The sequence below is a fragment of the Dyadobacter sp. HNCC25DJ183 genome (assembly GCF_056895175.1).
This window is the reverse complement of record NZ_JBXHAP010000002.1, coordinates 310,654-323,939: the sequence shown is the minus strand read 5'-3', so window position 1 is coordinate 323,939 and position 13,286 is coordinate 310,654. Positions and strand designations below refer to the sequence as shown.

Annotated in this window: 12 protein-coding genes; 10 read left to right on the top strand and 2 right to left on the bottom strand. The window is 47.0% G+C overall.

Features of this window, described 5'->3' with window-relative positions; genetic code table 11:
- Positions 1 to 40: 40 nt before the first annotated feature.
- Genes AC1XTG_RS05385 through AC1XTG_RS05370 form a run of 4 tightly spaced genes read left to right on the top strand, consistent with a single transcriptional unit; the run spans position 41 to position 3,843 of the window.
- Positions 41 to 937: a hypothetical protein gene (locus tag AC1XTG_RS05385; RefSeq protein WP_484841289.1), complete on the top strand. Its 897-nt coding sequence runs from the start codon at positions 41 to 43 to the stop codon at positions 935 to 937.
- A gap of 34 nt (positions 938 to 971) precedes the next feature.
- The gene (locus AC1XTG_RS05380) at positions 972 to 1,919 is read left to right on the top strand and encodes a hypothetical protein (protein WP_484841288.1); all 948 of its coding nucleotides are present in this window, start codon (positions 972 to 974) and stop codon (positions 1,917 to 1,919) included.
- 51 nt (positions 1,920 to 1,970) lie between these two features.
- The gene (locus tag AC1XTG_RS05375) at positions 1,971 to 2,567 is read left to right on the top strand and encodes an RNA polymerase sigma factor (protein WP_484841287.1); all 597 of its coding nucleotides are present in this window, start codon (positions 1,971 to 1,973) and stop codon (positions 2,565 to 2,567) included.
- The gene (locus AC1XTG_RS05370) at positions 2,542 to 3,843 is read left to right on the top strand and encodes a hypothetical protein (RefSeq protein WP_484841286.1); all 1,302 of its coding nucleotides are present in this window, start codon (positions 2,542 to 2,544) and stop codon (positions 3,841 to 3,843) included. The genes AC1XTG_RS05375 and AC1XTG_RS05370 overlap by 26 nt, the downstream gene beginning before the upstream one ends.
- Positions 3,844 to 3,936: 93 nt before the next feature.
- Here AC1XTG_RS05370 and AC1XTG_RS05365 read toward each other — a convergent pair whose 3' ends face one another.
- Positions 3,937 to 4,776 (bottom strand): hypothetical protein, encoded by an 840-nt coding sequence (locus tag AC1XTG_RS05365; protein WP_484841285.1) that lies wholly within the window; start codon positions 4,774 to 4,776, stop codon positions 3,937 to 3,939.
- A gap of 246 nt (positions 4,777 to 5,022) precedes the next feature.
- Here AC1XTG_RS05365 and AC1XTG_RS05360 point away from each other — a divergent pair, with 246 nt between their 5' ends.
- From AC1XTG_RS05360 to asnS, 4 genes are all read left to right on the top strand, one after another.
- Positions 5,023 to 5,598 (top strand): hypothetical protein, encoded by a 576-nt coding sequence (locus AC1XTG_RS05360; RefSeq protein ID WP_484841284.1) that lies wholly within the window; start codon positions 5,023 to 5,025, stop codon positions 5,596 to 5,598.
- A 3-nt stretch (positions 5,599 to 5,601) separates the two neighbouring features.
- The gene (locus tag AC1XTG_RS05355) at positions 5,602 to 7,728 is read left to right on the top strand and encodes a cation:proton antiporter (RefSeq protein WP_056279808.1); all 2,127 of its coding nucleotides are present in this window, start codon (positions 5,602 to 5,604) and stop codon (positions 7,726 to 7,728) included.
- Between the two features lie 167 nt (positions 7,729 to 7,895).
- Complete coding sequence (locus AC1XTG_RS05350; protein ID WP_484841283.1) at positions 7,896 to 9,572, top strand: phytoene desaturase family protein; 1,677 nt, start codon at positions 7,896 to 7,898, stop codon at positions 9,570 to 9,572.
- 200 nt (positions 9,573 to 9,772) lie between these two features.
- Positions 9,773 to 11,209, top strand: a complete 1,437-nt coding sequence (gene asnS / locus AC1XTG_RS05345; protein WP_484841282.1) for an asparagine--tRNA ligase — start codon at positions 9,773 to 9,775, stop codon at positions 11,207 to 11,209.
- A 66-nt stretch (positions 11,210 to 11,275) separates the two neighbouring features.
- Here asnS and AC1XTG_RS05340 read toward each other — a convergent pair whose 3' ends face one another.
- On the bottom strand, positions 11,276 to 11,887 hold the full coding sequence (locus AC1XTG_RS05340) for a Crp/Fnr family transcriptional regulator (RefSeq protein ID WP_484841281.1): 612 nt from the start codon (positions 11,885 to 11,887) through the stop codon (positions 11,276 to 11,278).
- A gap of 194 nt (positions 11,888 to 12,081) precedes the next feature.
- Between AC1XTG_RS05340 and AC1XTG_RS05335 the strand changes: the two genes are divergently transcribed.
- Both AC1XTG_RS05335 and AC1XTG_RS05330 read left to right on the top strand, forming a co-directional pair.
- Positions 12,082 to 12,675 carry a hypothetical protein gene (locus AC1XTG_RS05335; protein ID WP_056279799.1) on the top strand — a complete coding sequence of 198 codons (594 nt, stop codon included), beginning with the start codon at positions 12,082 to 12,084 and terminating at the stop codon, positions 12,673 to 12,675.
- 92 nt (positions 12,676 to 12,767) lie between these two features.
- Positions 12,768 to 13,286 carry a MarR family winged helix-turn-helix transcriptional regulator gene (locus AC1XTG_RS05330; protein WP_082489064.1) on the top strand — a complete coding sequence of 173 codons (519 nt, stop codon included), beginning with the start codon at positions 12,768 to 12,770 and terminating at the stop codon, positions 13,284 to 13,286.

Below are 13,286 nucleotides of genomic sequence, written 5' to 3'. Positions count from 1 at the left end.
CACAGAACTCAAAATCTCAACTGCTTAACCTTCACAAAGAATGTATCTGCGTAAAAATGTTTTTCAGGCGCTGCTTGCTTGTATGTTTCTGGCTTCCTGCGATCAGGGGCTGATGGATAAACAAGATAACCTATTGGAAGACAAGCCAATTCCTGCTTCTATAGATTATAATGAACAAGGTGGCGCACTGTCGTATTTGGTGTACCGCGCGAAGTTCCGTTACAATCCTGCCAATCAGCTGTTATCAGTAACAGACACCTTGCTCACGCCAATAGCGAAGCCATCTGGAACTGCTCGGCCTTGGGTCAACTTCTACTATCAGGAAGGCAGATTGGCAGAAGTTGTATTGCGATCCGATTATAGCCCTGGCACAAAGTACGATCCTCAAACCGATCAGAAAGCTGCGAGGTTCTATTTTAGCTATGAAGGAGATTCCGTCCACACGCGCCAGGTAATTGGCGGTCAGCAAAAAGGCACATTCAACTTCAAAACAGATGGAAATGGATTTCCGGTCAGGCGAAATGTACGGTACGGGTTGACATACCTGGACGCAGCAGGCCATATTGACTTCGAAGCGGAAAACAAAGCAGCAGAAGCGCGCAATCCGCTCGGTTCATGGGAAACCTTGGAACAAACATATGACCAAAACAAGAATATCTTCGAAAACAGCAAAGAATTCCAAATGCTTGGCGTGTTGCTGGCTGCGTATAATTGGGATATGAACACGAGCTTTGTGCCTTACCTTGGAATATTGCCTTCCAATAACGAATTGAGCAAGACCCTTCGGTATTGCAGCAAATCAGAAGGGTGCCGGGAGGCTGGTACTGTCCTGAGTGAAACTTCGTCTGTCAATGCAAAAGGATATCCTACCCGCCGCCTCACGCAGGTCGGAGCAATGGGGCGTCACCAGTTTCTTATCAAATACAAGGAAAATTAATCCGGTCAGATCAAACCAGAATTACCTTCCACTTATGAAACCTTTATTCATTTTTCTGATATCGACAGTTGTTTTATGCAGCTGTAATAAAGTCGCAGATCCCGTACCTGACGAGCCACAAATTCCGGCGCAGGTCATGCAGCTGGTCGAAAGTACCTACGAAGACCCGCAGAATATGGTTTTTACGGAGATCCTCGACAACAAGATCTGGAATGTTCAGCTGGAATCCCGGGCCAGAAAGTATAGCTCGACATTGAGCCCCAACCACATCCTGGTTACATACAGACTTGCCGGGGCAGACGCACCGGACAGCCTCAAAAACCTGCTTAGTAAAACGGTTATTACAGGCGGTGAATTTTCGAATTTCAAGGAGCAGGAATATACATTATTCGATCAGGGTGGTTTTGAAAAAGTTTATTTAGCCGATTATGTCTGGAAAGGCAATCCTTATTTATTAAAGTGGCGGGCCACGGTTTTGCCTGGCCAAAAGCCGACTTACACCGTAGAGATGGCGCCGGTAACTGCTAAATTCCCGGTGGCCGGGTTAAGCGATTTGCCGGAAGCTTTGCAGCAATACATTCAATCGAGAGACTTTCAATTTTCGCGGGCAATAATCTCTGTTGATGCACATTCCCGGAAATCTTACCAAATCTATCTTCGTAAAAACAACATTGATTTTGACCTTCTGTTTGATCAGGATTGTAAACTTTTAGCTGGCTCTGACAAACCTGCTTACTTGGGGAATGCGGGAGACTTGTCGGAGAAAATAAAAGCGCACCTTGCTGCCGGAGACGAATATAAAGACTTTGGCTTTACAGGACAGTTTTCAGGAATTATCAGAAATGAAATGGATGGTGTGCTGAGCTATATAGTCCGGGCGCAAAAGCACAGTGGGACAATAGCTGGAACCGAGGTCTGGCTAATCACTTTTGGTCAAAATGGAGACCCGGTTTCACGTGACTATTTTGCTCTTTTAAATTGATGTTTCTCAACAAAATGAAGGGTCGGCTGACCAGGATTTAATGCACCCCTGATGAGATTTTTTAAATGGCGTGATTACGCTTCTCTGACACAGCTAGTTGAAGGATGCCAGCGGGAAGAGCGGCGGGCGCAGAATGTTTTTTATGATCGTTACAAGAACAGCTTGAAAGGGGTTTGTCTCAGGTATGCCAAAACAGAAGCAGAAGCAGACGATATCTTACAGGAAGCTTTTATCAAAATTTTCAAAAACATACAACAAATTAAACAACCCGAATCAGTGGACAGCTGGGTCAAGTCTGTTGTGATCAGAACAGCTATCAATTACTATCATAGTACCACTAAGAAAGAGTTACTGCATTCGTCCATTGAAGCCTCCGAAGGCGCAATGGACGTGAGTAACTCTTTCCGAATTATTGAACAGTTAGATACAGATTTTTTACTTGCCGTCATCAGCAGCCTGCCGGATGGATACCGTACGGTGGTTAACCTGCATTTGATCGACGGCTATTCGCATGCGGAAATTGCACAGATGCTATCAGTTGCAGAAGGGACTTCAAAGTCGCAGCTGCAGCGCGGGCGCACATTATTGATAAAAAAGTTACAAGAATTAGGAGTCGAATCTTATGAAGTTACCGGAAGAAGAAGCTGATAACGAGCTTGGGAAAAGACTGCGGGAGAAGTTTGAAGGTTTTAATGCGCCGGTGAAAGACCAGGTGCGTATAAACGTTTTTGCGGCTTTAGGTAAATCTTCCAATATGCTTTACTGGATTTCCAGAGGCGGCGCATTGCTTCTGGTCTTCGCGCTATTAGGTGGTCTACTATATAACCGCTCACTTGATGATAAGGCGCCTGTTTCTGTTGTGAAAAACCATGAAAATGCAGCTGGTAAGTCCAAAGATTTGGCAGCTACTTCAAAGAGCAAAAACAGTGTTACTGATCCATTTGACCAAAAACATTCAAATGGAGACGCTGGCCAGCCAGGTAAGCCGGAAAATGAAACCAAACGACCAACTATTCAAAGCCGGATAGTGGAGAAAGCAAGTATTGAAAGAGATAAAACAAACAGATCAAAACTGTTTGTAAACCGCTCTTCTAAGGATAACCCAAATGTAGTTTTCGGAAAAATGAATAAAGATTTTGATGCAGATAAAAACACGAAATCAGATCCTGAAACTAATAAGAACTCTGCGAATACAGTAGCGGAACATTCCGTGAATCTCGCATTGGTATCTCCCATTGATTCTATCCATTTTGGCACTTTATCAAAAACGCTCACTATACCACGCTTTGTTACAAATACGATTGAAGAAGCGGCTGCAAAGCCAGGAACTGCGCTTGGAATAAAAGGTATTTTTTCGGCTTCCGTCCTTCAAACCTTTCAGATTGTAAACCTGAGCCAATCCGCTTCGGACCGGATTCAGAACTTTCAGTTTGCTCCATTGTTATCTTCCAGATCATTATCGTACAAGCTGACAGCCGGCATTGAAAGAAAACATACGCAGCTTCTTTTGAGCTATGCATATCTCAGAAACTGGAACGAATATGAGATTGGCACCAATCAGGTAATTGTCACGCGCACTGCTGCACAGCAATACAATATGGTGAGGATCGGAGAGAAACATGTGGAAGATGACCGTTCGCATTTGATCGGCATTGGTGTGCGCCAGCGTTTCGATATCCCGCAGGATATTCTAAAAAATTACAGTGTCAATGTCGGTATGGAATATACGCGACTGTTACCAAATGGACAGGACCTGATTTGGGGTAATCTGGGTTTTTATAAGCAGGTATACCAGACAGGCGGAATGCAATTACAAATCGGACCCTATCTGCAATATAGCTTCACAGAGCGCGAAATAACAGGACAAACCTGGAAGTCCAGGCCTTACCAGGTTGGTGTTTCATTAGGGGTTAAAATGAAATAATTGATTCAGCAAAAACAATCTGCGATCCATAAACAAGCCCGTCTCGGTTCATGAGACGGGCTTTTCATTTCACAGCTAATTTATAAATGCATTTTAAAAGTTCTCCCAATCGTAAGTGAGCACTGCGCCTGAGCTTACATTTTTCTTGGTTAATGGAAGCCCTTGTTCATTGTAAGTGTACTCTGTACGTTGCGGCTCACTTCTACTGGTCCTCGCGCTGATGATGTTATTCCGGCTGCAATTCAGCACAGGGTTATACATGTACGTCCACTTATAAAATGGATTCACTTTGTCGTCGTATTCATAGTAAAGGGTACTTTCTACCTGCCCGTATTTATCGGTGGTTTCAGCCTTCACAACGTTGCCGTTTTCGTAAGTATACTTGCGAAGCAATGTGGTTTCACCACCCCAGATAACAGTACCTTCTACAAATTCTTCATAAACAAGCCCCTCCGCATTCAGCCGGTAAGTAACCTTGTAATTGGGTTCCGTGGGATACGGTGATAAATTCCCTTCCGCATCTACACGCGAAACCGTTTCGATTATCGTGCTGTCCGTGTATTTGTAATTTGACTGTGAACCTCTGAAATTATTATCGTCAGGACTTTCACGCAGATACCTGCTGGCAGTTATGCGCCCCTGATCGTCGTAGGTATACAAATAGCTGGTCACGCCTGCATACGTGTCAGTAGGAATAGTTACCTTTTCCAGCTCACGTCCATTCTTGTAAGTGAAATAGGTATTGACGAACATAGGCCCGAGGCCACCATTGTTCCCGCTGACCAGCGTCTGTTTGAGCCGCAGATTGGTTGCGGAAACCCGCTCCGCATTAGCAGTAGATACCCCTTTGGGCAAGAGCGTTTCATTTTCTGTCTGACAGCCAAGTGCTGCTAGCAGCAGCAGGCAGGTCGTGAATCGGTGAGTAAGCTTCATACAAAAACGGTTAGAATGTTGGAAATTAATTGACCGGGGATTATCAGAATGGCAATGTGCTGGCGACCAGCCAAATTGAAGCGCCCCCTCATTCCTACCGACAGGTTTTGAAGCCTTCCAAGTTGCATTGGTGAGGATGATTTTTTATATATGTGGCGGCTTCACCAGCATTTACCGGGATGGATTTGGGCGGCAGGCACAACTTTTCTCCTGAGTAAAATCTAACATCTTAAACCACTTCTGTATATGACCCTCCACAGATACTATATTTTTGCAGTCTTGCTCGCCTTGGGCTTATCGGCCTGCGAGGACAACAAAAAGCAGCAGGAGCTCGATGTACGGGAACAGCGCATTAGTCAGCGGGAAAGGGAGTTTGCCCTGAAAGAAGCCGATTACAAATCACTCCTCGAAATGCGCGACAGTCTGCTTGCCAAAAAAGACACCGCCATTATTCTTCAATGGCCCGATGAAATCGCCGGGCTGTGGAATGCAAAATCGGTATGCCGCGAATCCAACTGTGCCGAGTATGTGATCGGCGACCAGCGTTTTAACTCGTGGGAATTTATCAGCGACTCCACCGGACTGTACACGCGGGTGATGAGCAATGACAATCAGCTCGTTCGGGTTTATAATGCGCGATTCGACAGCACAGGCATCGTACTCAACTTCGCAAGCGACTCTTCCGCCACAAAGAATATGGTGCTCAACGTGGAGCTCGCGCGTGTTAACCAGGCGCTGATGAAGGGGCAGCAAACGATGAATATCAATCAGGCCTGCAACTCCAAATTCTCACTCGAGCTGACCCGCCCGACAACCAAATAGCTTATGCAGCTTCTGAATATTCATATAAGCAGCCTGCCGATCGAAGATCCGGTGCTGAAATTCCTGATCGAGCTGATCATTATCCTGGGCGCTCCGCTTTTGCTTAACAAAATCAAAGTGCCGCATTTGCTCGGGCTCCTCATTGCAGGTGCATTGGTGGGCCCGAACGGACTTAACTTGCTCTCCCGCGACAGCAGCGTGGTCGTGACAGGTACCACCGGATTGCTATATATCATGTTTCTGGCCGGACTGGAAATTGATATGGGCGACTTCAAGAAGAACATGGGCAAAAGTGTGACCTTCACTGCGTATACATTTGCCGTTCCGTTCATTCTGGGAGTTCTTGGCGGCTATTATGTGCTGCATTTTTCCATGCTCACGTCGGTTCTTTTCGCCAGCCTGTTCTCGTCACATACGCTGATTTCCTATCCGCTGGTCAGCAAACTGGGTATCTCAAAAAACCTGTCGGTCAACATCACAGTCGGCGGAACTATGCTCACCGATGTACTTTCGCTGCTTGTACTGGCGGTGGTGGTAGGTATGACGCAGGGCGAGGTGAATGGCGCTTTCTGGTTCCAGCTCGGCTTTTCGGTGCTTGCATTCAGCCTTACAGTACTGCTGGTTTTCCCGATTATCGGCAGGTGGTTTTTTAAAAAAGTGGATGATAAAATCTCGCAGTACATATTCGTGCTGGTGATGATTTATCTCGCCGCAGTCCTTGCAGAACTGGCGGGTATCGAAGCAATTATCGGCGCATTCTTTGCCGGTCTCGCACTCAACAGGCTTATTCCGCATACCTCCGCATTGATGAACCGCGTAGAGTTTGTGGGCAATGCGATCTTCATTCCCTTCTTCCTGATCAGCGTGGGTATGCTCATCGATTTCACCGTTTTCTTTAAAAGTCTTGAAACCCTGGGAGTGGCCGCGGTGATGCTCGTTGCATCCATCGGCGGAAAATACCTTGCTGCGGTGCTGACGCAAAAGACATTCAGGCTGACCAAGGATGAAGGAATGCTCATTTTTGGATTAAGCTCTGCCTCCGCCGCTGCTACACTTGCGGCGGTGATGGTAGGTTACAACATTATCGTTTCTGAAAATGCGAATGGAGAAACGGTCCGCCTGCTGAGTGAGCACGTTTTGAATGGGAGTATCTTACTGATCCTGATTTCATGTACGGTCTCCTCATTTGTTTCAATGGCGAGTGCGCAGAAGATTGCGGCGGTAGACAAGGAAGCTACGGCGTCGGGTATCAATCAGGAAACTGAAAATATACTCCTCGCTGTCAATTATGAGGATACAGTGGAGAAAATGGTGAATCTGAGCCTGCTGATCAAGGCTTCACATAACCGCGACAGACTGTTTGCATTGAATATTATTAATGATGAAAAGAATGAATCTTCTGTCAAGAATGCTGAAAAAACGCTGCACACTGCTGTGACTACTGCCGCGGCGGCCGATGTCCGGATCCAGCCGCTTACGAGATATGACAGCGATGTTGCTTCGGGTATCAGCAATGTGATCAAAGAGCAGAAGATTACCGATCTCGTTCTGGGTTTACAGCCAGGTAAAGGCTTTACGCCCTCGCTGGTTTACAATCTCACCAACGCATACCTGCAAAACGACAATGTCAATACATTGATTTACCATTCGGCACAGCCTATTTCGACCATTAAAAAATACCTTGTACTGATCCCGCCCCGGGCTGATAAGGAGCCGGGATTCTTTCAGGCATTGCTGCGCGTCTGGAACATCGGGAAAACTTCGGGCGCTGTCATGGCATTTTACACCAGCAGCCAGATCATCCGCATTATTGAACGGGTTGCCAAAAAATCAAACATCGAACTGACGCTCCATCCGGTGGAATATTGGGGTGAAGCCGAGCAAATAGCCACGCAAATTGCAGAAGATGAGGGGTTGATCATTTTTATGGCTAAACGCGGAATGGCCTCTTATTTTCCCAGAATGGGCTTGTTACCCGACTTCCTGAACCAGCATGCATTGCAAAACAATTTTTTGCTTATTTATCCATTCTCCCAGCAACCCGAGGATGAAACGGAAAAACGCTCCGTCAGCAACAACGACGATTTTGTCGAAATCAGCCGCATGATCAGCAAGATCTTCCCGTCATAATGTAAAGTTGACCGACAAATATTTCAGCCAGAAAAACGGTAAATGCCCGATTGAAGAAAAAGCATCCGGCCGCAAAATGATGAGGAACAATATTTTTATATTGAACCGCTTCATGCCCTTTTACCCAAACCAAGCGCAATATCGTGTCGTCTGATCACCAGGATTTAATGTATGAATTCGATAATATCATTATCGGGTCTGGAATGGGTGCGCTTTCTGCGGCGATTTGCCTGGTGCGTGAGGGGCAAACAGTGCTCATTCTGGAACAACATAATGTGCTTGGTGGCTGGTGCCACAGTTTTCGGATCGGCGGACAGCGTTTTTCTCCCGGGGTCCATTACATAGGTCAGCTCGGCGAAGGTCAGTCAACCCGGATGTTGTATGAAGGTTTGGGAATTGCCAATGAGCTTACCTTCTTCGAAATGAACCCTGCTGCCTACGAACATTGCTGGATAGGCGAAGAGCGGGTTGATATCCCCGCAAATTTCGACGAGCTGCGTAAAGTGCTTTCCGAACAATTTCCAAAGGAAAAGAAAGGCATTGACGAATACCTGACAGCAGTTCAAAACGTCAGCAGCCAGCTGGACCTGATTTCAGAAATGAACGGATTTATGGATCACCTGACCATTCCCTGGCGCACACGGCATTTGGGAAAATACGGTTTGTTCAGTGTAAAACGTGTAATCGACTGGCATATCAAGGATCCGCTGCTCAAAAAGATACTAAACATTCAATGGGGTAACCACGGACTTCCCCCCGGCAAAGCCAGCTTTCCTTACCATGCAGCGGTAATGGCGCATTATGCAAAAGGCGGATTTTACCCGATGGGCGGCGGTGCGGCCATTGTAAAAGCAATGTCCAATGTGATCAAAAAACATGGGGGCCAATGCAGGACGGGACAAAAGGTGAAACGCATTTTGGTACAGGGTGAAAAAGTAAAGCAGGCGGTGGGTGTAGAGCTTGAAAATGGGGCAACTATGTATGCGAAAAGAATCATTTCCAATGCAGATCCGGCTACAACTTATTCCCGTCTGGTAGGCGAAGAAAATCTCAGTAAGCCACTTTTAAATCAGCTTAAAAACACGAAATACTCCTGTACTTCACTGATCCTGTTTCTAACTGTCGATATGGATCTGCGTAAAGCCGGTCTGGATTCAGGGAATATCTGGCTGGTACCGGATGCAGAAAGTGAAGAAACTTACGGTCAGCATGGAGGTGCGGACATTGCTTCGGAAGCTGAATTCCCGGCGCTTTTTATCAGTTCCAGTACCTTAAAAGACCCCACGAGTTTTGACGGAATCCACCATACGCTGGAAGTGATCACGCTTATCAACAATCAGACATTTAGTCAGTTTGAGGGCGAAACCGGAGCGCATTCCCAGGCATATCTGGACTTTAAGGAGCAGCTGAGCATGAAAATGATCAGAAGTCTTGAAAAAGCATTGCCGGGAATAACGGAATGCATTGTTCAGAAAGAAATGGGCACGCCGCTGACCAACAAGCATTACATTGGCTCAACCGAAGGTTGCGTATATGGAACCGAAAAAAGCTTCTGGCAAATAGGCGCATTTGCTTTTAAAGCGCAGAGCGAAATTGAAAATCTATACCTGTGCGGGGCGAGCATTCTGGCCAATGGAGTCGCCGGCGCCAGTTATTCGGGTGTTCAAACCGCCGCTCGCATCCTCGGCAGCTCCCAGGCCGAGCTGTTGAAACCGGATCCAGCCCAGCAACTCCACGTGTACCCGGCGGAAGACCCGACGCACTATCCTGGATGGATCAAAACGAAAATAAATACGCGGAGGAAGTTGAAAGTAAAGGATACTGCGCGGCCGAATCCTGCCTGAATTATCTGCACCAGCGCGAATACTGCTTTTTTGTGGCATTCTTAACAGGTTTGCTTGTCATCAAGCTTATCACATTGTAAGTTTGCTTAGGATTGCGGCGCTTTCAAAAATGAAGTGCGCTTCCGTCGAACAGCCTGCTTTTCAATACAAAATTTGAAAGCGGGTAATTACAAATCAGAATCAAATCACATATTGCCAAAATGGGACCGCTGCAAATTAAAGAGATATTACAAGCTTCTCCGGAAAACCAATCCGTTACCCTCAAAGGCTGGGTACGGACAAAAAGGGAAAGTAAGAATGCAATATTCATCGCATTAAATGACGGTTCCACCATTCACAATATTCAGGCAGTTGCGCTACCAGGGCAATTTCCCGACGAGCTGATGCAAACTGTCACAACCGGCGCCTGCCTCAAAATCGAAGGCCAGCTTATCGAATCACAGGGTTCTGGTCAGACTGTGGAAGTGAAAGTAGATGATATCTTCGTTTATGGTGCTGCCGATCCGGAGCTTTATCCATTACAACCTAAAAAACACTCGCTGGAATTCTTGCGTGAAATCGCGCATTTGCGTCCACGTACCAATACTTTCAGCGCTATTCTGCGCATTCGCCACGCGCTGGCCTTTGCTGTGCATCAATATTTTAACGATGGTGGCTTCTTTTACCTCCATACACCTGTGATCACCGCCTCTGATGCGGAAGGCGCAGGCGAAATGTTCCGGGTAACTACACTGGACCTCAACAAATTGCCCCGCACTGAAGAAGGAGCGATCAACTTTAAGGAAGATTTCTTCGGAAGAGAGGCTAACCTGACTGTTTCCGGGCAGCTGGAAGGCGAGCTGGGTGCAATGGCACTTTCCAAAATTTACACATTCGGACCTACCTTCCGTGCCGAAAACTCCAACACAACCCGCCACCTTGCGGAGTTCTGGATGATAGAGCCTGAAATGGCATTTTATGAGTTGGAAGACAATATGGACCTTGCTGAGGATTTTGTCAAAAAAGTGATCACTTATGCATTGATCAACTGCAAAGACGATCTCAACTTTTTACAAAACAGGCTGGCAGAAGAAGAAAAGAGCAAGCCGCAAAACGAGCGTTCGCTGCCTTTGCTTGCAAAGCTGAGCTTTGTAGTGGATAACCCATTTGAGCGACTGACTTACACGGAGGCCATTGAGATTCTGTTGAAGTCGAAGCCACATAAAGAGAAGAAATTCCAGTATCCTGTGGGCTGGGGCATCGATCTTTCCAGCGAGCACGAGCGGTATCTGGTAGAAAAACACTTTAAAAAACCGGTTATCCTCACCAACTATCCGAGAGAGATCAAATCCTTCTACATGAAGCTGGACGAAGACGGAAAGACCGTACGTGCAATGGATGTACTTTTCCCGGGAATCGGCGAGATCATTGGCGGAAGTCAGCGTGAAGAAAACTACGAAAAGCTGCTTGGCCGCGTGCATGAAGTGGGCATCGACCCTGAAAACCTCTGGTGGTACCTGGAAACACGCAAATTCGGTACAGCGCCGCATTCCGGTTTCGGCTTAGGCTTTGAACGTTTAGTACAGTTCGTTACAGGAATGGGCAACATCCGCGACGTAATACCTTTCCCAAGATACCCAAAAAGCGCAGAGTTTTAAGTGCATATATTTTTCCAGAAAACCTCCTCTCCGGGAAACAGGTATGTTTCGGAGAGGAGGTTTTTTTTAAGATTTCACCCCACCCTTATCCATATTGATCGTTTTCAGGCACCGGCTGAAAGTGGCGGCGGTGGTACCCAGGTAAGTGGCAATGTAATGGTCAGGAATGCGGCGCAGCAGGGAAGATGGCTGACTAATATAGTGCGCGATCCGTTGTTCTACGGACAAATATTTGAAAACCTTGACGCGATCAGTGAAATTAATGAGGTGCTGTTCCAGGAGCTGCACTGCCAGTCCCGCCATGTAAACGTCTTCCTGCACCAGTTTCCGGTAAGCTTCGTAAGAAAGGGAGTAGCCTGTCGTATCTTCCAGCGTTTCCAGAACATCATTGGAGGGTTTTTGCAAAAGAAAGCTTTCAGCAATGCAAACAATGTCGCCGTCTGAAACAAGCAGCGACGTAATGTCCTCCGAGCCCCGCAGATAGTAGGTCCGCATTGCGCCTTTTTCAATGAAGTAAAGGCATTTACTAACCTGTCCCATATCCACCAACACCCTGCCTTTCGGGATCATAAACCGCGTGAGGTTCTCCTGAAAACGTTCTTTAACCTGCTCCGACAGGATGAACCTGGAAGCGTCAAGGATTCTTTGAAGCGGCTTAATGTCTTCGGAGGGTTTCATAAATTCAATTAGGGGCTTACGATTTCTCAAAACTTTCAATGGGTGACAAAATCTTGTCGGAGCGCAAGACAAATCCGTGTTGCAGAACAACTCAGATCCGTGTCGCAGGACAAGATATAAACTTCTGCCATGTCACTTACTTTGTGCTGTGCAAAAACACACAATCCAGCCTGCCTCACCTAACCTATATTGCCATGCAAAAGCTCAATTCTACCATTCTCTCCTTTGCAGTTGTCGCATTGTTGCTCGCCGCGGGTACGCCGGCACATGCACAGCGGCCTTCCCAGCACGAAGTCCAGCTTAGTTACGGACCTCTGGCCAGGGAGCGGCTGCTGGATGATGCGCTCATCATCTTTCTAGGGTCTGTGTTCAGCGAGCCGCTGCCGCAGATGGACTTTTCAAGCTCATTTGCTATTACTTACCGGTACCAGGTAACCCGCCGCTTTGCCATTGGCGTAACATCCGCAACAAGCAATGGTACCTCCTATAAAGCGGATTACTACGACTATCAACGGGCGTATAAGCACACCAACCTGATCATGGCATTTGAACCCAAAATCACCTACGCCGACACGCCAGATGTTACCTTGTATGCTGCCGCAGGCATAGGCGGGCTCTTTGTCCGGCTCAAAGACCAGCGGCTTGCGACTGACGCTAAACTGTATGCAGTGCCCACTTTCCAGGTTACGCCATTTGGAATCAGGGTCGGGAAAAAGGTTGGTGGCTTTGCTGAGATTGGCTACGGCTACAAAGGCCTTGTCAGTTTTGGGATCAACACGCGCTTCTAGCCAGACTTGCCATTCGTTTTCACCGCCACATTTGGTAATTACAAGACTATCCATTTATCTTTGTCACTAAGATATTTAGTTGATGAGATAATATGAACAAGGACGAACTCAGGCGGATAAGAAAGCTTAGCCAGCAATATGCATTTACCTCCATTCAGCTGCACGAAGCGGTGGCCAGGAAAGCAGGACTCCCGGGTACGGATCATAAGTACCTGGGTTTTCTGATGGAAAAGGGCCAGATGACGGCGGGTGAACTATCGGCGCTTACAGGTCTTACGACCGGCGCTGTGACCGGGCTGGTGGATAGATTTGAAAAGAAAAATCTAGTCAAAAGACGTTTTGCGGCGGACGACAGGCGGAAAGTGATTATAGAGCCGCACACCGAAAACATTATGAAGCTCCTGGTACCGCTTTACGAGGATTTCCGGAGCAAAACAGAAAATCTGATCGCTTCATTTTCAGAGGAGGAAAGCAAAGTCATTGAAGCCTATTTTTCAAAAGCCATTGAAATCATGAACGAGGCCACGAATGCGCTGACTTCCGACACAGACACAACCAGCGGGACTTCCAGCCGGACTGCCAGCCGGGCTTCCAGCGGAGAGAAAAAGTAG